19 protein-coding genes are annotated in these 22257 nt (G+C 65.9%); 12 read left to right on the top strand and 7 right to left on the bottom strand.

All coding sequences use genetic code 11. From position 1 onward, the window contains the following. Positions 1-12: 12 nt before the first annotated feature. The 5 genes from LG367_RS01605 (at position 13) to LG367_RS01585 (ending at position 8598) form a co-directional block, all read left to right on the top strand. Positions 13-1011, top strand: coding sequence for a Tle-like phospholipase domain-containing protein (locus LG367_RS01605; RefSeq protein WP_226467462.1), 999 nt, complete (start codon positions 13-15; stop codon positions 1009-1011). An 87-nt stretch (positions 1012-1098) separates the two neighbouring features. After that, entirely contained in the window at positions 1099-1839 is a 741-nt protein-coding gene (locus LG367_RS01600; RefSeq protein ID WP_226467461.1) for an ankyrin repeat domain-containing protein, read from the top strand. Positions 1840-2060: 221 nt separating this feature from the next. After that, positions 2061-3620, top strand: a complete 1560-nt coding sequence (locus LG367_RS01595; RefSeq protein WP_226467460.1) for a Tle-like phospholipase domain-containing protein — start codon at positions 2061-2063, stop codon at positions 3618-3620. Positions 3621-3954: 334 nt separating this feature from the next. After that, positions 3955-4611 carry an ankyrin repeat domain-containing protein gene (locus tag LG367_RS01590; RefSeq protein WP_226467459.1) on the top strand — a complete coding sequence of 219 codons (657 nt, stop codon included), beginning with the start codon at positions 3955-3957 and terminating at the stop codon, positions 4609-4611. A gap of 252 nt (positions 4612-4863) precedes the next feature. After that, positions 4864-8598: an indolepyruvate ferredoxin oxidoreductase family protein gene (locus LG367_RS01585; protein ID WP_226467458.1), complete on the top strand. Its 3735-nt coding sequence runs from the start codon at positions 4864-4866 to the stop codon at positions 8596-8598. A 58-nt stretch (positions 8599-8656) separates the two neighbouring features. On the opposite strand, the gene LG367_RS01580 is transcribed toward LG367_RS01585, so the two are convergent. The 3 genes from LG367_RS01580 to LG367_RS01570 form a co-directional block, all read right to left on the bottom strand. Further along, positions 8657-10300: an acetolactate synthase large subunit gene (locus LG367_RS01580; protein ID WP_226467457.1), complete on the bottom strand. Its 1644-nt coding sequence runs from the start codon at positions 10298-10300 to the stop codon at positions 8657-8659. Between the two features lie 175 nt (positions 10301-10475). Then, a complete protein-coding gene (locus LG367_RS18595) occupies positions 10476-11474 on the bottom strand; it encodes an FUSC family protein (RefSeq protein ID WP_226467456.1) in 999 nt (332 codons plus the stop codon). 20 nt (positions 11475-11494) lie between these two features. Continuing rightward, positions 11495-12067: a cysteine hydrolase family protein gene (locus LG367_RS01570; protein ID WP_226467455.1), complete on the bottom strand. Its 573-nt coding sequence runs from the start codon at positions 12065-12067 to the stop codon at positions 11495-11497. Between the two features lie 158 nt (positions 12068-12225). Here LG367_RS01570 and LG367_RS01565 point away from each other — a divergent pair, with 158 nt between their 5' ends. Beyond that, positions 12226-12666, top strand: coding sequence for a MarR family winged helix-turn-helix transcriptional regulator (locus LG367_RS01565; RefSeq protein WP_226467454.1), 441 nt, complete (start codon positions 12226-12228; stop codon positions 12664-12666). A 43-nt stretch (positions 12667-12709) separates the two neighbouring features. Here the strand turns inward: LG367_RS01565 and LG367_RS01560 are convergent, their stop codons facing one another. Both LG367_RS01560 and LG367_RS01555 read right to left on the bottom strand, forming a co-directional pair. Continuing rightward, positions 12710-13897: an acyltransferase family protein gene (locus LG367_RS01560; protein WP_226467453.1), complete on the bottom strand. Its 1188-nt coding sequence runs from the start codon at positions 13895-13897 to the stop codon at positions 12710-12712. Between the two features lie 42 nt (positions 13898-13939). Continuing rightward, positions 13940-15862: a M61 family metallopeptidase gene (locus LG367_RS01555; protein ID WP_226467452.1), complete on the bottom strand. Its 1923-nt coding sequence runs from the start codon at positions 15860-15862 to the stop codon at positions 13940-13942. 275 nt (positions 15863-16137) lie between these two features. On the opposite strand from LG367_RS01555, the gene LG367_RS01550 reads away from it, so the two are divergent. The 6 genes from LG367_RS01550 to LG367_RS01525 all read left to right on the top strand — a co-directional run bounded on the left by LG367_RS01550 (position 16138) and on the right by LG367_RS01525 (position 20475). Beyond that, positions 16138-17604: an MFS transporter gene (locus LG367_RS01550; protein WP_226467451.1), complete on the top strand. Its 1467-nt coding sequence runs from the start codon at positions 16138-16140 to the stop codon at positions 17602-17604. A 109-nt stretch (positions 17605-17713) separates the two neighbouring features. Then, positions 17714-18589 (top strand): SGNH/GDSL hydrolase family protein, encoded by an 876-nt coding sequence (locus tag LG367_RS01545; RefSeq protein ID WP_226467450.1) that lies wholly within the window; start codon positions 17714-17716, stop codon positions 18587-18589. Between the two features lie 85 nt (positions 18590-18674). After that, positions 18675-19034 carry an I78 family peptidase inhibitor gene (locus LG367_RS01540; protein WP_226467449.1) on the top strand — a complete coding sequence of 120 codons (360 nt, stop codon included), beginning with the start codon at positions 18675-18677 and terminating at the stop codon, positions 19032-19034. Between the two features lie 51 nt (positions 19035-19085). Continuing rightward, entirely contained in the window at positions 19086-19574 is a 489-nt protein-coding gene (locus tag LG367_RS01535; RefSeq protein WP_226467448.1) for a guanyl-specific ribonuclease, read from the top strand. Next, positions 19571-20005, top strand: a complete 435-nt coding sequence (locus tag LG367_RS01530) for a barstar family protein (protein WP_226467447.1) — start codon at positions 19571-19573, stop codon at positions 20003-20005. Before LG367_RS01535 ends, LG367_RS01530 begins: the two co-directional genes overlap by 4 nt. Positions 20006-20181: 176 nt before the next feature. Next, a complete protein-coding gene (locus LG367_RS01525) occupies positions 20182-20475 on the top strand; it encodes a hypothetical protein (protein WP_226467446.1) in 294 nt (97 codons plus the stop codon). Positions 20476-20666: 191 nt separating this feature from the next. Here the strand turns inward: LG367_RS01525 and LG367_RS01520 are convergent, their stop codons facing one another. Further along, entirely contained in the window at positions 20667-20894 is a 228-nt protein-coding gene (locus tag LG367_RS01520) for a hypothetical protein (protein WP_226467445.1), read from the bottom strand. Positions 20895-20988: 94 nt separating this feature from the next. After that, positions 20989-22239 carry a TCR/Tet family MFS transporter gene (locus LG367_RS01515; protein WP_226467955.1) on the bottom strand — a complete coding sequence of 417 codons (1251 nt, stop codon included), beginning with the start codon at positions 22237-22239 and terminating at the stop codon, positions 20989-20991. Positions 22240-22257 lie beyond the last annotated feature (18 nt).

Here is a 22257-nt window from a genome sequence, read left to right as displayed (position 1 = left end):
GGGCAGACGCACATGGGCTTGGGACCGATCAACGGCGCGTCGCACGTGCTGGCGCCTCCGCCGCCACCTCCCCCGCCGCCGCCACCGCCGCCGGAACCACCCGCGGCGACCCAGCCGTCCCTGCCCGAACCGTCCTATCACCCGGCCATCGCCGGCCTGCAGGCCAATTTCACACCCAAGACCGGCCCCGGTGGCGCCACCGCGACCGGCTTCGCCAGCGAGGTGCGCGGCCAGGACAGCAAGCCGATCGATCTTGATCTGATGAAGATCGCCAACGCCGTCTATGACCCGAACACCACCCAGGTCGGCAACTGGACGCGCGTGAGCGATGCCGACCTGCAAGCCGCGGGCATCGATCCCGCGCTGCTGGAAACACCGGAAACCGGCTTCCGCGCCGGCGTCTTCGGCGATGGCGACGGCAATTACGTGCTCGCCTTCTCCGGCTCGAACGAAACCCAGGACTGGACCGGCGCCAACTTCCCGCAAGGCCTCGGCTTCGACGCCGAGCAATACGACCAGGCCGTGCAGCTGGGGCAGCTGGTGACCAACAGCGAATTCGGCCGCGACGGCAACCTCGTCATCACCGGACATTCGCTCGGCGGCGGCCTGGCCGGCATCACCTCACTCGCCACCGGCGTGCCGGCGGTGACCTTCGACGCCTCCGGCGTGCACGACAAGACCATGGAGCGCCTCGGTCTCGATCCCGGCGCCGTCAAGCAACAGGCCGAGGACGGGCTGATCCGCCGCTACAACGTCGCCGGCGATCCGCTGACCGCGGCGCAGGAAGACACGCCCGGCCTGAGCAGCATCATGCCGGACGCTCCCGGCCACGAAATCACGCTCAAGGACCCGCTGCCGCCGATCAAGGCGCCGGAGTGGACGTGGAACCCGGTCGAGATGGCGCGGCGCACCGCCGACTACCTCCAGGACAAGGCCGCGCGCGTCGCCGATCTGCACCGGCAGTCGACCATGATCGAGGCGCTGGAGGAACAGCGGCCCTGGGCGTCATAGGAAAGTCATAGGCGTTTTCGCGCCACCCCCTTTCCTGTCGGGAAAGGGGCTTTAAGCTGCGCACTTCCCGGTCAACGGATTCCGGTCATGCGCTCCACCCTCCTTTTCGCGCCGCTGCTTTCACTCATACTGCTTGTCACCGCCTGCAGCGAAGATCCCATGCCGCCCGTCGCCGACAAGGCCTTCCATAACGACCCCAAGATCACCGCGCTCGCCCATGCCGCCACGCACGGCGACAAGGCGAAGGTGCGCGAGCTCGTCAAGGAAGGCGCCGATCCGAACGCGCAAGACGACAGCGGCGCCACCCTGTTGCAGTACACCGTGACCGCGCAGAACGTCGATGGCCTGCAGGCCCTGCTCGACAACGGCGCCGATCCCAATCGCTACGGCCTCGGCGGCAGCACCGTGGTGCATACCGCGGCCATCGCCAACAATCCGGAATATCTCAAGCGCCTGCTCGCCGCCGGCGCCGACCCCAACATTCCGCACCAACGCTCCGGCGCGCCGCCGCTGAGCGGCGCGGCCGGACCGCGCACCGACGCGCAGTTCCGCATGCTGCTCGAACATGGCGCCAAGCCCGATCTCGCCGACAACGGCGGCAACACGCCGCTGCACGTCGCCGCCATGATCAATGCCGGCCAGCACGTGCTGCTGCTGCTCGAACGCGGCGCCAACCCGAACGCGCGCAACGCCCAGGGCGAAACCTTCCAGACCTATTTCTTCAAGACGCCGGCCGCATCGCTCACCGCGGAGGCGAAGCAGAACCGCGAAGCGGTCGTGGCCTGGCTGCGCGCGCACCAGATTCCGCTCGAGGCCGGCGCGGGCTGAACGTGATCGTCGGCTGAGACGCATCGACTTTCAGCCGACCGGCTTCTAGCCGACCAGTCCTAGCCGACTGATTCCAGCCGGGTGTCACAAAACGGGCCGCCCCTCGCCCGCGACCCCGCATTTAACTCACTCACCACTAGGGTTAGTCCTAGCTGTTCAGTCTGGGAGCGGCTTGCCTATGCTGCGCGCCACTGACCGGAATTATCCGTGGAGACGCGACAATGGGCTTCCCCATCGAACCTTATCTGCCACCGCCGCCTCCTCCACCTCCCCCGCCGCCGCCTCCGCCGCCCCCTCCTCCGGAACCGCAACCGGCTCCCAAGGGCGATGGCACCTTCAGCGACAGCATCGCCGGCACGAATCCGCAGCAGCAGAACGATCTGCTGTTCGCGCAGATGGCGAACGATTCGTATGACATTCCGGATGCCGAGACCGGCCTCACCGGCACCAAGTCCGAAGCCGAACTGAAGGCCGCGGGCTGGACCCGCCTGCAGACGGCGCCGGGCGAGAACCCCGATCACCTGGTCGACAGCAACGGCAACCGGATCAACATCGATCCGAAGATGCTGGAGGACACGACCAGCGGCTTCCGCGCGGCCATCTTCCAGAACCCGCAGGGCCAGTACGTCGTCGCCTACGCCGGCACCAATCCGAAGGAAATGGGCGACCTGCGCGCCGACGCCGGACAGGCCTTCGGCCTGGAGACCAAGCAATACAACCAGGCGATGGCGCTCGCCAAGGAAGCCACGGACGAATTCGGCAAGGGCAACGTCGCCTTCGCCGGCCACTCACTCGGTGGCGGCCTGGCGTCGTTCGCAGCCCTGTCGGTCGACGCCAGCGCCGTCACCTTCAACGCCGCCGGTGTCAGCAACGACAGCCTGCGCGCCCTCGGCATGAATCCGAACGCGGTGCGCGACGATCTCGCCGACAGCGGCCAGATCCGCCGCTACGTGGTCAACACCGATCCGTTGACGCTCGCGCAGCAGGATCTGCCGATCCTCCCGATCCCGGTGGGCTCGCCGCCCAACGCCGTCGGCCATGAACTGCGCGTCGCGCCGACACCCGGCACCACGCCGGTCATCGGCACCCACGGCGGCAGCGGCGATGACACGTCCTATGTCGAATCGCTGCGCACGCAGACGCCATACGAGCCGAAGGAACACGGACTGGTGTTCAACACCATCCAGAACGGCGGCGAGATGGTGTTCAACCAGATCGGCAACCTCGCGCAGACCGTCCGCAGCAACTTCAACGACACCGTCAACACCGTCAAGGACACCGTCGGCGAGATCAAGAACACCGCCCAGAACGACTACGGCCAGGGCAACTACGTCGAAGGCACGGTCAGCATCGTCGGTGACGTGGTCGACGGCAGCCTCAACCTGGTCGGCAAGACCGCCTCGAACACGCTGTCGCTGGCCGGCGACACGGTGCAGAACGTCACCGACACCGGCGGCCAGTTCCTGCGCGATGTCGGCCGGGGCACGATCGTCGAGAAACCGCTCGACTTCGTCGCCGGTCTGGTCGAAGGCGGCGGCAACCTGGTCGCCAAGGGCACCGACGGCCTCGGCAAGGGCGTGGAATGGCTGACCGACAAGGGCGGCGACCTGGTCGAATGGGGCGTCGATCGCCTCGGCGACGGCGCGCAGGCCCTGACGGACGGCGCGCAGTGGCTCGGTGGCAAGACCGTCGACGGCCTGAAGTGGACCGGCGGCAAGATCGCCGACGGTGCTAGCTGGGTCGGCGACAAGGTCAGCAAGGCGATGCCCTGGAACTGGTGAGGTTTCTGTCCTCTAACGGTCCGTTTCTTCCGTTCCGTTATGCTGCAGGCCCGGCTGCATTCGGCAGCCGGGCCTGTTCATTTCAAGTCTTATGACCCCTTCAATCCACGCGGATCCCTCCGCAAAAGCCCGCACGCCTCGCCGCGTTGACGACGCAGCTGCGATGTCCGGACTCTCCACAAAGGCGCGTCCCGCCGCGATCCCCCGCGGACTCTCCCCTGAGATGACCTCTTCCATGACAGTTTCCGCGCTGCGGTCCGGTGTTCGCTTGGCGCTGTTGGCGTCGCTTATGCTGTTCGCCTGCACCGCCTGCGCCCGATCAGGAACCTCTGCGATGTCGAGCAACAAGATCTTCACCGATTCCACCACCGCCACCCTGGCCGAGGCCGTCAAGGACGGGGATGCCGGCAAGATCCGCGAGCTGGTCGCCGGCGGCGCCAATCCCAACGCCGAGGGCGAGAACGGGCTGCCGCTGCTGCAGTGGGCGATGCTCAACCAGACCCGCAGCGGCTTCGAGGCCCTGCTCGCTGCCGGCGCCGACCCCACCCGTGGCGACAGCGACGGCAACACCGCCGTGCACCTGGCCGCGCAGGCCAACACCCCGTACTGGCTGGAAACCCTGCTGGCGCGCGGCGTGAGCCCCGACACCCCGAACACGCTCACCCAGGCCACGCCGCTGATGTCCGCGCTGATGACCGAGCGTTCCGAGAACGCCGACCTGCTGCTCAAGGCCGGCGCCAAGCTCGACGCCGTCGACCGCCAGGGCAATTCCGCCCTGCACGTGGCCGCCAAGATCAACGAGATGGGCCGCGCCCTGCAGCTGCTCGAGGACGGCGCCAACCCGAACCTCAAGAACGCCCGCGGCTCGACCTTCCAGCGCTACCTGTTCATGACGCCGGACAAGGTCCTCAACGGCGAGACCCGCCGCCAGCGCGAGGCGATCAAGGACTGGCTGCTCAAGCACAACATTCCGATCGAAGACGCGCAGTAACGCACTAGCTCTTCCCTTCTCCCTCCGGGAGAAGGTGCCCGGAGGGCGGATGAGGGCGGGAAACCCCCGCTCCACGGGAACGTTCCCTGGCAAATCATTTTCGCGCCCTCATCCGGCGCTGCGCGCCCCTCAGCCGCTTGAAGCGGCTTCGATCTCCCGGAGGGAGAAGGGAAAGGCGGGCCCGACTGTTAAAATCGCCGCCTTTCCGCAGCCAACGGCGCGTTCCACGCGCCGTCGCCACGAGCAGGCCCCATGACCAGCACCGCCGAACTGTCTTCGCCCGCCTCCGCCAACACCCTGCTCACGCACGGCGTGGTCGATCCCGACTACACGCTCGAGGACAAGTTCACCCGCACCGAGGGCCGCATCTACCTCAGCGGTGTGCAGGCGCTGGTGCGGCTGCCGCTGATGCAGCGGCTGCGCGATCAGGCCGCCGGCCTGAACACCGGCGGCTTCATCTCCGGCTATCGCGGTTCGCCGCTCGGTGGCTTCGACCTCGAACTGTGGCGGGCGAAGAAATATCTCGCCGAAGCCGGCGTGAAATTCCAGCCCGGCCTCAACGAGGACCTTGGCGCCACCATGGTCTGGGGCACGCAGCAGACCAACCTGTTCCCCGGTGCCAAGGTCGATGGCGTCTACGCGATGTGGTACGGCAAGGGTCCGGGCGTGGATCGCTGCGGCGACGTGTTCAAGCACGGCAACGCCGCCGGCACCTCGAAGCACGGCGGCGTGCTGGCGCTGGCCGCCGATGACCACGCCTGCCGTTCGTCCACCCTGCCGCACGGCTCGGAAGGCGAGTTCACCAGCGCGATGATGCCGATCCTCAACCCGGCCGGCGTGCAGGACATCCTCGAACTCGGCCTGATCGGCTGGGCGATGTCGCGTTACACGGGCCGCTGGGTCGGCTTCAAGACGATCGCGGAAACGGTGGAATCCTCCGCATCCGTGGACGTGAATCCGTTCGCACTGCAGATCGTCACACCGGACGATTTCGAAATGCCGCCGGGCGGCTTGAACATCCGCTGGCCCGATCCGCCGCTCGATCAGGAAATGCGTCTGCATCGCTACGCGGTGAAGGCCGCGCAAGCCTTCGCCCGCGCCAACCGCATCGATCGCACCGTGATCGATTCGCCGAATGCGCGCCTGGGCATCGTCACCACCGGCAAGAGCTATCTCGACGTGCTGCAGGCGCTGGAATACCTGGGCCTGGACGCTCGCGCCTGCGCCGATCTCGGCATCCGCGTCTACAAGGTCGGCATGACCTGGCCGCTGGAACCGATCGGCATCCGCAACTTCGCGCGCGGCCTGCAGGACATCGTCGTGGTCGAGGAGAAGCACAGCTTCATCGAAAGCCAGATGAAGGAGCTGTTCTACAACTTCGACTTCAGGCTTTCTGACAGCAGCAATCTCGATAACAGCCGCCCTTCCATCGTCGGCAAGTACGACGAAAGCGGCGAATGGATTCTCCCTTCCACCAACGAACTCACCCCCGCGCGCATCGCCGGCGTGATCGCCCGCCGCATCCAGCGCTTCCATGACAGCGAGCAGATGCGCGACGTGCTGCGCTGGATGGACGCCAAGGAAAGCGAACTCGCCCTGCCGCGCGCGCAGTTCCCGCGCGTGCCGCACTACTGCTCCGGCTGCCCGCACAACACCTCGACCAAGGTGCCGGAAGGCAGCCGCGCGCTCGGCGGCATCGGTTGCCACTACATGGTCACCTGGATGGACCGCAGCACCGACACCTTCACCCAGATGGGCGGCGAAGGCGTCACCTGGTGCGGGCAGGCCGCGTTCACCGATACGCCGCACGTCTTCCAGAACCTCGGCGACGGCACCTACTTCCACAGCGGTTCGCTGGCGATCCGCCAGTCGATCGCGGCCGGCGTCAACATCACCTACAAGATCCTCTACAACGATGCGGTGGCGATGACCGGTGGCCAGCCCGTCGACGGCACGCTGTCGGTGCCGCAGATCGCACACCAGATGCGCGCCGAAGGCGTGCAGACCATCGTCGTGCTGTCCGACGACATCGAGAAGTGGTCGGACAAGACCATTTTCCCGTCCGGCGTCGAATTCCTCGACCGCCGCGAACTCGACGCCACGCAGAAGCGCCTGCGCGAAGTGAAGGGCGTCAGCATCATGATCTACGATCAGACCTGCGCCACCGAGAAGCGCCGCCGCCGCAAGCGCGGCAAGATGGTCGATCCGCAGAAGCGCGTGTTCGTCAACACGCTCGTGTGCGAAGGCTGCGGCGATTGCGGCGTGAAGAGCTTCTGCGTCTCCGTGCTGCCCAAGGACACCGAATTCGGCCGCAAGCGCGAGATCGACCAGAGCAACTGCAACAAGGACTACAGCTGCGTCGAAGGCTTCTGCCCCAGCTTCGTCACCGTGCACGGCGGCGCGCCGCGCAAGGGCGGCGTGCCTGGTAAGAGCCGAGCGAGCGCGGCAGATCGTCTGGCGAACCTGCCGATGCCGCAGTTCGCGACCGACCTGTCACAGCCCTGGAACATCCTCATCACCGGCGTCGGCGGCACGGGCGTGGTCACCATCGGCGCCCTGCTCGGCATGGCCGGGCATCTGGAAGGCCGCGGCTCCACCGTGCTCGACCAGACCGGCCTCGCCCAGAAGGGCGGCGCCGTCACCACCCACATCCGCTTCGCGCGCACGCCCGCGGACCTGCACGCGGTGCGCATCGCCGCAGGCGAGGCCGACCTCGTGCTCGGCTGCGACATGGTCGTGGTGAACGACTACTGGGCGCTGTCGAAGATTCGCGTCGGCCGCACCCAGGTCGTGCTCAACACCTACGAAGCGATGCCCGGCACCTTCACCACGCGTCCGGACATGCAGTTCCCGGCCACCGATATCGTGCATGCCGTGAAACAGGCCATGGGCGATGGCGCGCCGATGCTGGTCGACGCCACGCAGCTCGCCACCGCGCTGATGGGCGATGCCATCGCCGCCAACCTCTTCATCCTCGGCTACGCCTGGCAGCGCGGCCTGGTGCCGATCTCGTTCGAAGCGCTGATGCGCGCCGTCGAATTGAACGGCGCCGCGATCGAGATGAACAAGACCGCCTTCGCCTGGGGCCGCCTGGCCGCGGTCGATCCCGACGCCGTCGCGGAAGCCGCCGGCATCGTCCGCAACGCCCCGACCGCAGCCGAAAGCACACCGAACGCGCTGGAATCCCTTCCGCCGGGCGAATGGGAAAGCACGGAATGGGGCGCGACCGCCGCACCCGCGCCACAGCGCCGCGGCGACGAACTGCGCCACGTGCCGGCACAGGGCAATGACAACGTCACCTTCCTCCCGCTCGACGACCTGCGCCTGTCACGCTCGCTCGATGAAGTGATCAGCCGCCGTGGCGCCTTCCTTGCCGAGTACCAGAACGCCGCCTACGCCAAGCGCTACACCGACCTCGTCACCAAGGTGCGCAACGCCGAAACCGCCAAGGTGCCCGGCTCCACCGATCTGTCCGAAGCCGTCGCCCGCTACTTCTTCAAGCTGATGGCGTACAAGGACGAATACGAAGTGGCGCGCCTGTATACCAGCGGCGAGTTCAAGCGCCGCATCGAGCAGCAGTTCGACGGCGACTACAAGGTGCACTTCCACCTCGCCCCGCCGCTGCTGGCGAAGAAGGACGCCGAAGGCCGCCTGCAGAAGCGCGAATACGGCCCGTGGGTGTTCACCGCCTTCAAGCTGCTCGCCAAACTGCGCGGCCTGCGCGGCAGCGCACTCGACATCTTCGGCTACACCGAGGAGCGCAAGAGCGAACGCCAGCTGATCGCCGATTACGAGAAGACCATCGGCGGCCTGCTCGACACCCTGGATGCCGGCAACGTCGGCCTCGCGGCGGAGATCGCCGGTATTCCCGAACAGATCCGCGGCTATGGCCACGTCAAGGAAGCGCACCTGCACAAGGCCAAGGCGCGCGAGGCGGAGCTGCTGAAAGAGTGGAAGAATCCGCTGCGGATCGTGCAAGCGGCTTGACCAAACCGTTCGTCATTCCCGCAAAGGCGGGAATGACGAACATGAGGAGCCTGCGTAATTAAACCGCAGCGCTCAACTCGCGAATTTCCTCATTGAGCACGCGATGGTTGTCGGAGTAATCGATCGCCAGATCGATCAGATGCACGCCACCCTGATCATAGGCGCGCTGTAACGTCGGCAGGAACTCGTCGGCACTGGCCGGACGATGCCCATGCGCGCCATGCGCCTCGGCGAAGGCGACGAAATCGGGATTGCCGAAGCGCATCCCGTAATCTCCGTATCCCATCTCCGCCTGCTTCCAGCGGATCATGCCGTAGGCATCGTCGCGCAGCAGCAGGATCACCAGATCCAACTTCAGCCGCACCGCCGTCTCCAGCTCCTGCGCGTTCATCATGAAACCGCCGTCGCCACAGATCGCTAAAACCTTGCAATGCGGATGCACCATCTTCGCCGCGATCGCCGACGGCAGGCCGGCGCCCATCGTCGCCAGCGCATTGTCCAGCAGCACCGTGTGCGGGCTGCGCGCACGGTAGTAACGCGCGTACCAGATCTTGTACATGCCGTTGTCCAGACACAGGATGCTGTCGTCCGGCATGCCCTTGCGCGTGTCCTCCACGATGCGCACCGGATGCATTGGGAAGCGCGGATCGTCGGCGTAGGCATGCAGCTGCTCATGGAAAGCAACGCGCACCTTGTCGAAGAAGGCGAAATCCCAGTGCGCCTGCGGCTCGATCGCCCCGGTCAGCCACTCGACCGTGTGCGCGATGTCGCCGACGACCTCGATCTGCGGGAAATACACCGTGTCGACCTCGGCCGACGAGAAGTTGATATGGATGACCGTGCGCCGCCCCTTGCGCATCAGGAACGGCGGCTTCTCCACCACGTCGTGGCCGACGTTGATGATCACGTCCGCGGCATCGATGGCGCGATGCACGAAATCGCCGTCCGACAGCGCGGCGTTGCCCAGCCATAGCGGATGCTCCTCGTCGACGACGCCCTTGCCCATCTGCGTGGTGAAGAAGGCGATACCGAGCTTGTCGACGAAATCGCGCAGCGCCTTGGCGGTGCGCTGGCGGTTGGCACCCGCGCCGATCATCAGGATCGGCTGTTTCGCATTACGGATCGCCTCGGCCGCTTGCGCCAGCGCGGCATCGTCGGCGAGCGGGCGGCGCGCGTATTCGGTGGGTAGCAGGATCGCATCGTCGGCGTTGTCGCCGGCCACGTCTTCCGGCAGTTCGAGATGCACCGCGCCCGGCCGCTCCTCCTCGGCGCGACGGAAGGCTTCGCGGACGCGTGCCGGAATCGTCGCCGCCGAGATGATCTGGCGCGTGTACTTGGTCAACGGCTGCATCATGTCGACCACGTCCACCAGCTGGAACAAGCCCTGCTTGTGCGTGCGGATCGGCTTCTGGCCCGTGACCATCAGCATCGGCATCGCGCCCAGCTGCGCATACGCGGCGGCCGTGACCAGATTGGTGGCGCCCGGCCCGAGCGTGGACAGCGCCACGCCCGCCTCGCCGGTGAGACGTCCCCACGTCGCCGCCATGAAGCCGGCCGCCTGCTCATGGCGCGTGACGATCAGACGGATCGACGAATGCCGCAGCGCTTCGACAAAATCCAGATTCTCTTCGCCGGGAACGCCGAAGATGTGACGCACGCCTTCGGCCTCCAAGGCCTTGACGAACAGTTCCGCCGCCTTCATCGCAATCTCCTCGATATTCGAAGCGCACTACGCGCTGCTGGAAGAAGCTCATGCCTCGCTGCACGTGACGGCGTCTTCGATACGGCACCCGGAACGATCGCGCCCACCGGAACGGCGGGCGGAGGGAGGTCGGAAGACCATGCGGCACGGAACGACGGCCGCACGCGAGGGATGTTCATGCGCGCATGCTACGCGCCATCGCGTGAATACCAAATACGCACGAGGCGCCGATGGCGCCACCCAGCAGTACATTGAGCGCGCGCTCTTCCGCGATGATCATGGATTGGCCGGTGAGGACCAGGGCGCAGGCGATGCAGGCGCAACGCGCGCCGAAGCCCACCCAATAGCGGCGGAATGCGACGAAGGTGAGCGGGATCGCGATCGTCATCAGCAGATAGGCGATGGTCGCGTGCGGCAGTGCGAAGCCAAGGACGATCCCGGCCGGGACGCCCACCAGCGCGCCGCCAAAGCGATCGCGCAGCTTGCGCCGCGCCGTGACAATGTCGCCGGTAACGATGCTCGCGGCCGACCACACCACCCACTGCCCGTGATCGAGCCGCAGCCACTCGACCAGTGCGGCGGCGATCGACACGGCCAGGACGACCGCGACGACGGCTTCGCCCGCCAGGCGGCGCTCTCCCAAGTCACCGTCGCCTCGAAGCCTGGTCAGCCTGGCGAGAATGCCGCCGCCGCGAAACGATTTGTTCCGAAAATGCACCACCAGCGACGCGACCAGGACGGGAAGGATCGCGGCACAGAAATACGGCAAGAGCTGCGCGGCGCGCTGCGGAAACATCTCCGGCGGGCAGTTTTCCGCGGCCTCGCAAGCGAGATACAGCGCGGGCACGAACGTGAAGCTGCCCAGCGAGCGCAAGCCGCTTCCAAAGCGGGTGATGCCCGTCGTGATGGCCGCCAGCACGGCGCAGCCGAGGACGAAAACCACGGGCACTCGCAGCGCGAAGAACAGCGCCAGAAATCCGATCAGGACGACCAGCCCGTGCAGCAATACACCCGTCGGCGCCAGCGAAGCACTGTCGAACGCGATGAAGCAGGAGATCGTGACCACCAGCGCGCTCAGCCAGCGTTCGTCACCCGTCACGAGCGCGGCCAGCAACAACGGCAGCAGCACGATCACGGTACGCCGCAGCCGCGGCGCATCGATCTCGGCATGCACCCAGGTGCTGGCGATGGTTGTCACAGCCGCGAGAGTTCCTCGACAGTGATGACACTGGCGATGGTGGCGAGCAGCGCCATCGAGCTGCGATGTTCTTCCTCGCTGGCGGCGGCGCAGGCATCGTCGAGGACGATGACCTGATAGTCGCGGTCATGCGCATCGCGCGCTGTGCTCTGCACCGCCCAGCTACTGCTGACGCCGCAGATCACGAGCCGTTCGATGCGATGCGCGCGTAGCGCCGCGTCCAGACTCGTGCCGTAGAAGGCGCTCACGCGCGGCTTGGTGATGACGAGATCGGCGAGATCGGCCCGCAGCTCCGGATGAAACGCCGTGCCCGGGCCATCGAGGGCGATCGCGCCAAGCGTGTGCGCCTTTCCGAACATCGGCGACTGCTTGGGCTGATCGGCATAGCCGGCCGCGAAACCCACCCTGACCAGGATGCGGAACCAGCCCTTGTCCCGCGCGATCGCCAGCGCGCGATTGGCCTTGGCGATCACATCGCGTTCGGCGACGTGCCTGGCCGAACGCGCGATTTTTCCATCCGGATGCGCGATGTCGACGATGTAGTCGAGGCCGATCAGTGCGGTGTTCATTTTCCTGGTTCCGTGACTCGGGAGAGGCTTGTCTGGAAGCGAATATTTAACTATACTAATATAGCTATCTATATATATCAATCCTGCACCTCCCTCCACACGCTTGGCTTGTTTAGCCTCGGGTCAAGCTGTCGATTCGCTCTGGAATCCCGCCGCCGATGAAGAATGCCGACGCCAGACGCTTGCGCGAACAACTGATGTCCCTGGTGCGCTGTTTGCGCCAGCAGGCACAGACCGAAGCGATGCCTTGGGCGCGCTTGCTGCTGATGGGCGCCATTGACCGTCTCGGCAAGGACGCCACGCCCTCGCGGCTGGCCGCATCCGAAGGCATGCGCTCCTCCAACCTCGCCAAGGCGCTGCGCGATCTCGAAGAGGACGATCTCATCGTCCGAATTCCCGATGCCGAGGATCGTCGCAAGGTCAGGGTGCAGCTGACCGAGATCGGCCGCCGTCTACTCAGCGAAAGCCGTGCCCGCCGCGAGCACTGGTTGGTCGACGTCATGCAGACGCGCTTGACCGCCAAGGAGCGGGAACGCCTGATCGAAGCCGGTCATCTGATGGAACGGATCGCGACGTTTTCCGAAACCAGGAACAAATAGCACTTCACCGACAAGGCATCCGAAGCACTTCGTATGCCCGAGATCAGCCCTGCGTCGAAGAACGCCTCAGCGCCGCGGAAACATCCACATCGGGCGAAACCACCGCATGCGGCAACCAACGCCGCCGCAGCGTGCGATCACAAGGCTCCGAGAACAGGCGCGCGACGACCACGCCTAGTGTCCAGCACAAGAACAATGCAGGCAGGTACCACCAGAAGCCATGCCGCATGTCTCCACCGCTCAACCGGAACAAGCCGACCACGGCGAACACCACGAACATGTGGGTGAGATACACCTCGTAGCTCAGGCGCCCGAACGAACGCAGCCAACCCGTGCCGCGCGGCGCCGACGCGAGACCGCGCGACTGGCGCCAGTGCAATCCCATGATCAGACAGGCCGCGGAGCCGGTGAGCACCAGCATCGTGCCGTTGCCGAACAGCTTCCACAGCACCCCGCCCCAGCCCAGCACGGCGATGATCCCCGTCGCGCCGAGCACGCACAGCAGCGTCGCCTCGCGCACGCTCGCGCGCCAGCGCCACACCGCCATCGCGGCAAGCACGCCGGTCGCGATCGCGGCCATGCCGGGCAGATAGGCCTTCTCCTGCCAGATCTCGTTGCCTTCCAGCGCCGCGCGCGTGACCGGCAATGACAATGCCAGCACCGCGAGCCCGACCGCCAGCCATCGGCCACCACGCAGCAGCAGACATGCGAGTGGGAACCCGAGATAGAACGCTTCCTCGATCGACAGCGACCACAACACGTCCCAGCCGCCCGGCAGCCAGCCGGTGCGGCCTTCGTACCAGTTGAGCGTCAAGCCGAGCGCCGACAGCAAGGCGCCACCGAGCGACTGCGTCGGTTTGTCGATCACGTAATTCGGCACACCAATCAGGTGCATGACCGACAACACCACCAGCAGGAGCAACAGGCACGGCACGATCCGCGCGGCGCGCCGCAGGTAGAACGCGCGCACGTCGATGGCCGACAACCGGCCCCAACGCTGTAACGAATGCAGCGTGATCAGGAACCCGGAGATCACGAAGAATACGAAGACCGCTTCGTAGCCGTTGTAGCTCAACGCATTGAGCAGACGCTTGGGCAGGAAGTCGATCAGCGCCGTCTCGCGCAAGGGAATGCGCAGGGCGACGTGGTGGATCACCACCAGCAGGATCGAGAGGCCGCGCAGCGCATCGATGCCCGCGTTGCGCGGGCCGATGCTGTCTTCCCTGGACACGATGCGCTCCATGCGATCCCTCGGCCGCGTCCTCGATGCCGATTATTTTTTCGGCGCGAAGATCGCGGTCAGATGATCGGCCTTGCCCTCGATGCGTTCCAGATGCGGATAACGCAACCCGCCGCGATAATCGATCGACACCGTGCGATAGCGATCGAAATCCTTCACCAGCAACTTGATCGGCGCGCCGGAAGTCTTGGCGGCCTTGATCGCATCCTCCAGATTTTCCTTGCTGTAGGCGCGATCATCGACGGCGAGCAGGCTCATGCCGGCGCCGATGCCGGCGTTGAACGCGGGGCCGTCCCAGCGCACATCGCTGAACTTGCCGTCCTTGCCGACAGTGAAGCCGAGCGAGTAGAGGAAATCGTCAGTCCCGCGCGGTCCCTTGGCCTGCGCTTTCGCGGCCGCGTTCGGTATGTCGGTGTAGACCAGCTTCCAGCCGCTGGCTTCCAGTCCGCCGGTCAGCGGGCCGTGGCCGTCCAGGCGCGCACGCAGGAAGCCGGCCCAGTCGTCGGCGGCCACGCTGTTCAACGTGGCGACCACTTCCTCGAAGTCGTATGGCTTCGCGGTCCAACTGCCGTTGTCGACACCGAAGAAGGCGTGCGCGAAATCGTCCAGCGATTTCTTGCCGTCGCTCTTCGCCCGCAGGCGCGCGTCGACTTCGAGCCAGATCAGCTGGCCGGCCTGGTAGTAGTCCTCGCTCATCTGCCAGCCGCGATAGGGCTTGGGGCGACGCTGCGCGATGATCGGATCGTTGGTGGTGTCCTGCACGTCGCGCCAGCCCAGGCCCGGGCGGTTGTCGGCGTAGGTGGCGGCGACCAGCGCGAGTTCGTCGCGCGACTGCGCCTGCGTGCGCAGGCCCGCGCGCGAGGCGAGCACGTTGCCCCAGTACTGGGTTTGCCCTTCGTAGACCCAGAGCAGGTCGTCCTGCATCGGCACGTTGAAGCTCGGCGTGAGCAGTCCCGCCGGGCGGCGGAACTTGCCGTTCCACGAATGCGTGAACTCGTGCGGCAGCAGATCGTCGGTGCCGACCTTCGGGTCCCAGTCCTTGAAATAGTCCACGTCCATGCCGTTCTCGCTGGAGCGCTGATGCTCCAGGCCGTTACCGGACATCTGGTCGGAAAGCGAGAACAGGAAGTCGTAATGGTCGTAATGATGCGAGCCGAACAGCTTGTAGGCCTGCTGCACGAGATTGCGGTGCTGCGCCAGATGCTCGGGCTTGGCTTCGAGATAACGCGGATCGTCGGCGACCACGTTCAGGCGCACCGGCACCTTCGCACCGGGATCGAGATCGAACGTCTTGGCGTGCTTGCCGGCGTAGACCGGGGAATCGACCAGGGTGTCGAAGTCGACCGGCTTGTAGCGCACGGTGTCGCCCGTGCGCGTGTCGACGTCGAGCGCGGTGAACGGCTGCCAGCCCGCGGGCACTTTCAGTGTCGGCACGATGGTGATCTTGCTGGCCGCGTGCCCGGCCGGATACAGCGCGATCATGTTCCATTGCAGGTTGAGCATCGCCGGCGTCATCACCACGCGGCCCTGATCGCGATCGGTGGGTGTGATGTACTGCGCGGCGATCTCGATCTCGCTCACGCCCTGCGGGATGTCGACGTTGAAGGCGTATACGTCGAGTGGATCGCGTTTCCAGGCCAGGCGCTGGCCGTTGGCGGTGATGGTCAGGCCGGCGTACTTGTCCACCGAACCGTAGCCGGCGTGTCTGCCGGGCAGCCATTGCGGATACAGCAGCGTCAGCGGGCCCGGCTGCACCGGAATGCGCTGCTTGGCGCGGAAGACGCGGTGCTGCAGATCGGTGGCGTCCACTTCCAGCGCGATCGTGCCGGGATACGCGGTATCGGCCGGCATCGCACCACGCTGTGCGTGCGCAGTGGGGATTGCCGCGGCGAATCCGAGCGCCAGCACGATGGCGGCCAACAGCGACGACGGACGATCGGACAACGGACGCGACATTCCAGACTCCTGCACGAGAGACGGCAAACCATGCATCGTAATCAAGCCGCATGGTTTCACCCCCTGCCATTCGCCATAGCAGCGTCGCGGCCTTTCCCGGCGACAGTCCGCCGATCGGAACGTCCGGTCCAGCCATCCCTGTGTTCTGTTGAAAGACCGCGCATGCCGTGCCGATGTCGCGAAACCGGCACCCGATGGCGCAGGGCAGCATGCCCTCCCCGCGCCGGCACGCTACCCTGCCGCATTCCGCACGCCACCGGGTACACCGTTCCTTCATGACCGCCACCGCCACCGTCGAGCCGCAGGTCTTCGACACCGATCTCACTGCCCGCCTCGACCGTCTGCCCTGGGGCCGTTTCCATACCTTGCTGGTGCTCGCGCTCGGGATCACCTGGCTGCTCGACGGCCTGGAGGTGACGCTGGCCGGTTCCGTCGCCGGCGCGCTGAAGGACAGTCCGCTGCTGCGGCTGAGCAGCGCGGACGTCACGCTGGCCGGCGCCACCTACATCGCCGGCGCGGTGCTCGGCGCCCTGTTCTTCGGCTGGCTCGCCGACCGCATTGGCCGCCGCAAGCTGTTCTTCATCACGCTGGCCGTCTACATCATCGCCACCGCCGCCACCGCGTTCTCGTGGAATCTGTGGAGCTTCCTGCTGTTCCGCTTCTTCACCGGCGCCGGCATCGGCGGCGAATACTCGGCCATCAATTCCACCGTCCAGGAATTCACACCGCCGCGCTATCGCGGCTGGGTGGATCTGGCGATCAACGGCACCTTCTGGGTCGGCGCCGCGGTGGGGGCCGTGGGTGCGATCTACCTGCTCGATCCGGACATCGTCGGCGGCGAACTCGGCTGGCGCCTGTGCTTCGGTATCGGCGCCGCGCTCGGCCTGGTGATCCTGCTGATGCGCTGGTGGATTCCCGAGAGCCCGCGCTGGCTGCTCATCCACGGCCATCGCGACGAGGCGCTCCGCATCGTGGAGAGCATCGAGCAGCGCTTCGAACGCGCGGGCCATCGTCTGCAGCCGGTGCCGCCCGAAGCGGGCCTGCGTCTGCGCAGCCGCGATCACACCTCACTGCTCGAAGTGATCCAGGTGCTGTTCCAGCGCCATCTCCGACGCTCGATGGTGGGCATGGCGCTGCTGACCTCGCAGGCGTTCTTCTACAACGCGATCTTCTTCAGCTATGCGCTGGTGCTGACCGACTTCTACCACGTGCCCTCGCCCGACGTGCCCTGGTACATCCTGCCCTTCGCGCTCGGCAACTTCTGCGGGCCGCTGATACTGGGGCCGCTGTTCGACCGCCTCGGCCGGCGGATCATGATTCCCTTCACCTACATCATGTCCGGACTCCTGCTCACCGTGTCCGGCTATTTGTTTCAGCAGGGTGTTATCGATGCCACCCAGCAGACCATCTCCTGGATGGTGATCTTCTTCTTCGCCTCCGCCGCCGCCAGCTCCGCCTATCTCACGGTGGCGGAAACCTTCCCCCTGGAGATGCGCGCGCTGGCGATCGCGGTGTTCTACGCCTTCGGCACGGCGCTGGGCGGCATCAGCGGACCGTTGCTGTTCGGCGCACTGATCGAGACCGCCAACCGCACCAACGTCTTCATCGGCTACCTGATCGGCGCGGGGCTGATGATCGGCGCCGGCCTGGTGCATGCCATCTGGGGCGTGGCGGCCGAACGGCGTTCGCTGGAAACGGTGGCCGCGCCGCTGTCGCTTGTCGAGGACGACCGCCGCGATTGAAACGTGCCGGGTCTGTCCTCCAGATCCGCCATCCAGTCTCGTTTCGCGCGCCGGCGGCGTGACATAGTCACATCCCGAACGCACTGTCGTTTCCACGCCGGAGACCGCCATGCAGCTCAAGCGCATCTACGACAACTGGGATCAGGTCCGCGCCGCCACCGGCACGCCCAGCAGCCGCAACCGCCGCGTGTGGCGCGACTACCTCCGCACGCGCCCGGCGATCGCGTACTGGGGAGATTCCTGGTTCAGCACACCGCTGTACAAGAATCTCTACTGGAACAGCTTCTCCCGCATCGACGGCATCTCGCTGCGCCTGGGCGGACCGGGCCTGACCGCATCCAAGATGTGCACGCCGGCGTTGTGCGCGAATTACGCCGAGCGCCTGAAGTCGCGCGAGTTCGATCTCGTCTGCGTCAGCATCGGCGGCAATGACGGCATGGTGCCGCTGGCGAAACTGTTCGCGAACACCGGCCGCATGGACGCCGACGCGGCCTTCGATCGCCTGCTGAATGCCGGCGTATTCGAAGGCATCCTCGAACGCTACCGCATCCTGCTCTCGGCGCTGAGCGGTGTGGGCGGTGCCTTCCGCGTGGTCGGCCACGGCTACGCGCGCCTGCAGCGCATCGGCGATCCGGGCAAGGTCAGCATCAAGAACCTCGGTCTCGCCGCGCCGCTGATCGGCAACGTCGGCCCCTGGCTGTGGCCGCCGATGAAACCGGTGCTCGGCAACAAGACGGAAGCGAAGCGCTTCGCCGATCTGCTGCTGGTGCAGGGCTTCCGCGATCATGTGCTGGCGGCGGCCAAGCGTGAGTTTCCTTCGTTGTTCACCTTCGCCGATTTCAGCCAGGTGAGCGATGCCGACGATCCCGCGTTCTGGTACGACGAGATCCATCCCACCGAGACCGGCTTCGGTGTTCTCTCCGTCGGCTACAACGCCATGATCCGCGCCGCGCTGCCCGCGGCGAAGCGCGCCGCCGTCAGATGAACTCCGCGAGATCAAGGCATCGTCTTTAACGCTTTTGATACACCCGGCGCGGCAGGCTGTTCGCTCTCTTCTGGAGGACGCCCTCATGTCGTTCCGCATGCTGCTCGCTTTGTCGATGGCCATGTCCCTGTCCGCCTGCGCGCACGAACAGTCCGACGCTTCGGACACGAGTGCTTCGCCACCCGCCTCGACACCACCCGCGGCCGCCGCGCCCGCCAATCCTGATGACGCCAACGCCCCCGGCGATTGCAACGCCAATGCCGTGCAGTCCTATGTCGGACAGGACGCCAGCGATGCCACGCTCGGCGCCATCCGCAGCGCCACCGGCGCCAAGCGCGATCGCGTGATCAAGCCTGGCGACGCGGTAACGATGGACTACAGCAGCGCCCGCCTGAATATCGAACTGGACGAGAAGGGCAAGATCGTCAGGATCGCCTGCGGCTGATCCACACCACCCAGCGACTGACAAGCGAGAAATCGATAAACGAGAGGAACGATGCGCCGTCACGGTTGGCCAATCACGGTGCTTGCGGTAGTGACCCTGATCGCACTCTGGGCATGGTCGCAGCGCGCGCCCGTGCCCGCGCATGCGCCCGCGACTACGCACGAGGAAGCACGCACACCCACGCAATCGCTGCCGGGCGCGACGGAGACAAGCCGCGCGCCCTCCGCATCGACTGCATCGCCACCGGCATGGCTGCCCGAAGAAGCGATCGAAACCCTGCGACTGATCCGCGACGGCGGCCCCTTCCCGCACCGCCAGGACGGCAGCACCTTCCAGAACCGCGAAGGCCGCCTGCCCCGGCAACCACGCGGCTACTACCGCGAATACACCGTGGACACACCTGGATCGGATGATCGCGGCGCGCGCCGCATCGTCGCCGGCGGCGATCCGCCGCGGGAATTCTTCTACACCGACGATCACTACCGCAGCTTCCGCCGCTTCACGCCTGATATTGCCGAATCAGAGGCCGCGCGGCGATGAGCGCGCTCGAACTCGGCTCGCTGCTGTCCGATCCCGCGCAAAGCGGCGCGTACTTCATCGACATCCGCGACCGCGAAGCACTGGAGGAGGCCGCGCTCGGCCTCGATTTCGCCGTCGCCGTCATCGACTGCGCCGGCTGCTCCGACAAGGACGAGATCCTCGAGCGCTTCGCCCAGGCGTTGCGCTTTCCCGATTGGTTCGGCGCCAACTGGGATGCGCTGGAAGACTGTCTCGGCGATTTGTCGTGGTGGCCGGCCAAGGGTTACGTGCTGGTGCTCGATCACATCGCCGCATGGCGCGGCGCCGAGCCTGAGGCGTTCGCCATTCTGCTCGAAATCCTCAACGATGCTGCCGCGAGTTGGGCCGAAGCGGATGTTCCGTTCTGGGCGGTGATTCCGATGTCGGCGGAATCGTTGCCCGATGTTCAATGAGCAACGCGATGCGTCTCGCAGCCTGAACGTTTGCGTACATCGAACACGTTTGCATGAATCGATTGCGTCACGGATCGGCACAACATACGTTTTCGTTCGCGAAAACTAACGCTTCTGCTACATCTGCATGTGGAGAATCGTGAGCGTCGCAACGACCCATGACGAGGAGACATTGCATGAAAGGCATCCTGTTGCCGCTGGCCGCCGCCCTTGCGCTAACGCTGTCGGCCTGTTCCCCGAAGCCAGAATCCGCCACGCCGGAAGCAACTCCGCCGGCGGATTCGACAGCGCCGGCCACCGACACCACGGCACCGCCTGCTGACACCACGACGCCTCCGGCGGATACGACCACCCCGCCTGCGGACAGCACGACTCCGCCGGCCGATGGCAGCACGCCTCCCGCGTCCGAGCCGCCGAAGGATGATCAGCAGACCCCGCCGGCGGATCCGTCGTCACCGCCGAAGACCTGATCCAAACCTCTCTCCAGGTTTCGGCTCTTGGCCCACCTCCTCGCGGGAGGTGGGTTTTTCTTTTCTGGTTCTGGCGTTGTGGCGAGAGAAACTTTAGCCCCGCGTTCCCGGCGCGTGATCGCGCTCAGCGCTCGAATGGCCGGCGCAGGTTGTCAGCAACAAGCGCCTCGGCGCCATTTTGAGGCGCCCGCTTAGTCTTCTTTCTTCTTGCCGCTCAAATCCACCGGCTCGCTCTTCCGCTCCGTCGACCAGCTTCCCGTCGCCTTGCGCTCGCAGTTGCTCGCGACCGGTTCACCGGGACGATCCGGCTGGTTGACGCATAGCGGATTCGCATCGACCGCCGCGCTGGTGTTTTCGTACTGCATCGTGCCGCAGCCAGCGGCGGAGAGGGCGAGCACGAGTGCGATGATCAAGCGCATGGCAGTCTTCCTTGGAAGCAGTCGGTGCGGCGATTCTGTACCCAAAACGGTTGGCGCCGAAAGTGACCGCAGTGACCGCCGCGCAGTATCCGTGTCAGGCCGCGTCGACCGCAGCCGAGGCCTGTACCGGCGCGACGCGCGCATATCGCCACGCGATCAGCACGGCGATGCTCAGGAACAATCCCGCGAGGAACCACGGCGCGCCCGGCAGATGCACCGGCGCCTGTGCGCCGATGAAGTAGCCGAAGCTGACACCGAAGATCGTCGGACCCACGATGCCCGCCAGCGACACCAGACTCATCAACGCACCCTGGATGCGCCCCTGCACGTCCATGCCCACCTGCCGCGTGATCAGCGCCTGGGTCGCCGGCGCTGCCATCGCCCACAACGCGCTGATCGGCAGACCGAGCAGGAAGATCCAGCCCACATCCGCGATTCCATAGATCGCGAACCCCAGCGCACCACACGCCAGGCCGAGCAACAACGTGCGCCGCTCGCCCAGCGCTTTCACTGCGGCGCTCACCAGCACGATGTTGACCACGACGTTCAACACACCGACCGCGCCCAGCACCCAGCTGACGTCGTCTTCCTCCCAACCGTATCGGTAATCGGCGAACAGCACGAACACGCTCGGATATACGTAGTGCGCCAGATTGGCGAGCAGCACCACCGCCGCCAGCCCGAACACCTGCGGATAGCGCCCCAGCAGTTCCAGCGACCCCAGGGGATTGGCATGCGACCAGTCGAACTTGGGACTGCGCCGCTCCACCGGCAGCGATTCCGGCAGCACGAACCACCCGTACAGGAAATTCACCAGCGCCAGACCGGCCGCGAACCAGAACGGCAGGCGCGGATCGATGTGGCTCAACTGACCGCCGATCACCGGCCCGAGAATGAAACCGACGCCGAACGCCGCGCCCAGCAGGCCGAAACTCTTGGCGCGCTGTTCCGGCGGCGTGATGTCGGCGACGTAGGCATTGGCCGTGGTGAAACTGGCCGAGAACACGCCCGAAATCGCACGGCCGACGAACAGCCACGGCAGGCTGTTGGCCACCGCCATGAAGATGAAATCCACGCCCAGGCCGAAGCAGGACAGCAGAATCACCGGCCGCCGCCCGAAACGATCCGACAGCGCGCCCTGGATGGGCGAAGACACGAACTGGATCGCCGCGAACATGGTCCCGAACACCGCGATCCAATACGAGGCCGTCGAGGTATCGCCGCCGACGAAGTTCTTCACCAGATGCGGCAGGCCCGGAATGATCAGGCCGAACGACAGCACGTCGATCAGGACGGTGATGAAAATGAACATGAGGGCGGCACGGCGCGCGCCCGGCGCTGGCATGGAAGTGGTCACGACGGA

The sequence above is a fragment of the Luteimonas panaciterrae genome (assembly GCF_020511115.1).
In the GTDB taxonomy this organism is placed as follows: domain Bacteria; phylum Pseudomonadota; class Gammaproteobacteria; order Xanthomonadales; family Xanthomonadaceae; genus Luteimonas; species Luteimonas panaciterrae.
Note: the sequence above shows the minus strand (reverse complement) of the source record. Positions and strands in the feature narration are given on the sequence as shown.

What these genes read in the sequence shown, in the direction of transcription:
- LG367_RS01605 (WP_226467462.1), top strand. Translation starts at nt 13, where the DNA reads ATGGGCTTGGGACCGATCAACGGCGCGTCGCACGTGCTGGCGCCTCCG.
- LG367_RS01600 (WP_226467461.1), top strand. Translation starts at nt 1,099, where the DNA reads ATGCGCTCCACCCTCCTTTTCGCGCCGCTGCTTTCACTCATACTGCTT.
- LG367_RS01595 (WP_226467460.1), top strand. Translation starts at nt 2,061, where the DNA reads ATGGGCTTCCCCATCGAACCTTATCTGCCACCGCCGCCTCCTCCACCT.
- LG367_RS01590 (WP_226467459.1), top strand. Translation starts at nt 3,955, where the DNA reads ATGTCGAGCAACAAGATCTTCACCGATTCCACCACCGCCACCCTGGCC.
- LG367_RS01585 (WP_226467458.1), top strand. Translation starts at nt 4,864, where the DNA reads ATGACCAGCACCGCCGAACTGTCTTCGCCCGCCTCCGCCAACACCCTG.
- LG367_RS01580 (WP_226467457.1), bottom strand. Translation starts at nt 10,300, where the DNA reads ATGAAGGCGGCGGAACTGTTCGTCAAGGCCTTGGAGGCCGAAGGCGTG.
- LG367_RS01570 (WP_226467455.1), bottom strand. Translation starts at nt 12,067, where the DNA reads ATGAACACCGCACTGATCGGCCTCGACTACATCGTCGACATCGCGCAT.
- LG367_RS01565 (WP_226467454.1), top strand. Translation starts at nt 12,226, where the DNA reads ATGAAGAATGCCGACGCCAGACGCTTGCGCGAACAACTGATGTCCCTG.
- LG367_RS01555 (WP_226467452.1), bottom strand. Translation starts at nt 15,862, where the DNA reads ATGTCGCGTCCGTTGTCCGATCGTCCGTCGTCGCTGTTGGCCGCCATC.
- LG367_RS01550 (WP_226467451.1), top strand. Translation starts at nt 16,138, where the DNA reads ATGACCGCCACCGCCACCGTCGAGCCGCAGGTCTTCGACACCGATCTC.
- LG367_RS01545 (WP_226467450.1), top strand. Translation starts at nt 17,714, where the DNA reads ATGCAGCTCAAGCGCATCTACGACAACTGGGATCAGGTCCGCGCCGCC.
- LG367_RS01540 (WP_226467449.1), top strand. Translation starts at nt 18,675, where the DNA reads ATGTCGTTCCGCATGCTGCTCGCTTTGTCGATGGCCATGTCCCTGTCC.
- LG367_RS01535 (WP_226467448.1), top strand. Translation starts at nt 19,086, where the DNA reads ATGCGCCGTCACGGTTGGCCAATCACGGTGCTTGCGGTAGTGACCCTG.
- LG367_RS01530 (WP_226467447.1), top strand. Translation starts at nt 19,571, where the DNA reads ATGAGCGCGCTCGAACTCGGCTCGCTGCTGTCCGATCCCGCGCAAAGC.
- LG367_RS01525 (WP_226467446.1), top strand. Translation starts at nt 20,182, where the DNA reads ATGAAAGGCATCCTGTTGCCGCTGGCCGCCGCCCTTGCGCTAACGCTG.
- LG367_RS01520 (WP_226467445.1), bottom strand. Translation starts at nt 20,894, where the DNA reads ATGCGCTTGATCATCGCACTCGTGCTCGCCCTCTCCGCCGCTGGCTGC.
- LG367_RS01515 (WP_226467955.1), bottom strand. Translation starts at nt 22,239, where the DNA reads ATGCCAGCGCCGGGCGCGCGCCGTGCCGCCCTCATGTTCATTTTCATC.